We start from the raw sequence: 1,431 nt of genomic DNA, 5'->3' as shown, positions 1-1,431 counted from the left end.
ACGTGCATGTAGACGCCGTTGAGGTAGTACCGCGTCTCCTCGGTCGAGATGGCGAACTTCGACTTGTCGAACAGGCGGCGCAGCACCTCGGCCTTGGCCGAGAAGTTCGACGCGTATTCCGACGACGCCATGACCGGGAAATCTTCCTTCGGCAGCGTCGCGAGCGAGAAGTGCGAGCGGCCCGCCGACACGCTCAGGCGGCCCGCAGCGCTGTCCTCGTCCAGCACGACCATCGCGCCGTCGGGCAGCTTGCGCACGATCTCGTGCAGGGTCACGGCCGACACGGTGGCGCCGCCGGCGCGCTCGACCATCGCCGGCGCGCGGTCCAGCACCTCGATATCCAGATCCGTGGCGCGGAACGTGGCGGTGTTGCCCTCGGCGTCGATCAGCACGTTCGCCAGGATCGGGATCGTGTTGCGCCGTTCGACGACCGACTGCGCCTGCGCCACCGCGCGCAGCAGCGTGGCCCGTTCAATGCTGATCTTCATCCCGATTGTCCCCTTCGCACCCCGGACGGGCAGCCTAGCCAAGGGCCGCGCCCGCCGATAGTCACTATTTTCCTGTTTTGTCCGACGCGAAAAGCGCCCCGTCAAGGCAAAGGGCGGCCGCCCGGACCGCCCCGCAACGCCTTGTTGTCCGGGCGCCTCAGGCCTCGAGCGCGCGGCGCAGCAGTTCCACGTCCTCGTCGATCTGGCCGTCCTGCTGGCGCAGCTCCTCGATGCGCTTCACGCCGTGCATGACGGTGGTGTGGTCGCGCCCGCCGAAGCGGCGCCCGATCTCGGGCAGCGACCGGCTTGTGAGCTGCTTGCACAGGTACATCGCCACCTGCCGCGGCCGGGCGAAGTTGCGCACGCGCTTGGGCCCGACCATGTCGGACAGGCGGATGTTGTAGTGCTCGGCCACCTTGCGCTGGATCTCGTCGATCGAGATCTTGCGCTCGGACGCGCGCAGCACGTCCGACAGGCTGTCCTGCACCAGGTCCATGTCGATCGGCTTGCCCACCAGCGAGGCGAAGGCGAAGAGCCGCGTCAGCGCACCTTCCAGCACGCGGACGTTGGTGCTGATCCGGTGGGCGAGGAATTCCAGCACGCCGTCGGCGATCTCGAGGCGCGGGTAATGCTCGCGGTAGGTCTCGACCTTCGACTGCAGGATGCCCAGGCGCAATTCGTAGTCGGTCGGGTGCAGGTCGACTACCAGGCCCGACTGCAGACGCGAGCGGATGCGGTTTTCCAGGTCCTTGATCTCGTCCGGCGCGCGGTCGGCCGAGATGATGATCTGCTTGTTCTGATCCACCAGCGCGTTGAACGTATGGAAGAACTCTTCCTGCGTGCTGTCCTTGCCGGCGATGAACTGCACGTCGTCGACCATCAGGATGTCGACCGAGCGGAACATCTCCTTGAAGTCCAGCATCTTGCGCTCGCGCAGCGACTG

At 66.5% G+C, this 1,431-nt stretch carries 2 protein-coding genes; both read right to left on the bottom strand.

The annotated features are described in order from the left end of the window. The coding region (locus ACFDTC_RS10605) for a DNA polymerase III subunit beta (RefSeq protein ID WP_375258847.1) at nucleotides 1-488 on the bottom strand (488 nt) is incomplete at its 3' end. A gap of 157 nt (nucleotides 489-645) precedes the next feature. Next, the coding region (gene dnaA, locus ACFDTC_RS10600) for a chromosomal replication initiator protein DnaA (protein ID WP_375258846.1) at nucleotides 646-1,431 on the bottom strand (786 nt) is incomplete at its 5' end.

This window comes from Citreimonas sp. (assembly GCF_042096055.1).
GTDB lineage: Bacteria > Pseudomonadota > Alphaproteobacteria > Rhodobacterales > Rhodobacteraceae > Citreimonas.
Note: the sequence above shows the minus strand (reverse complement) of the source record. Positions and strands in the feature narration are given on the sequence as shown.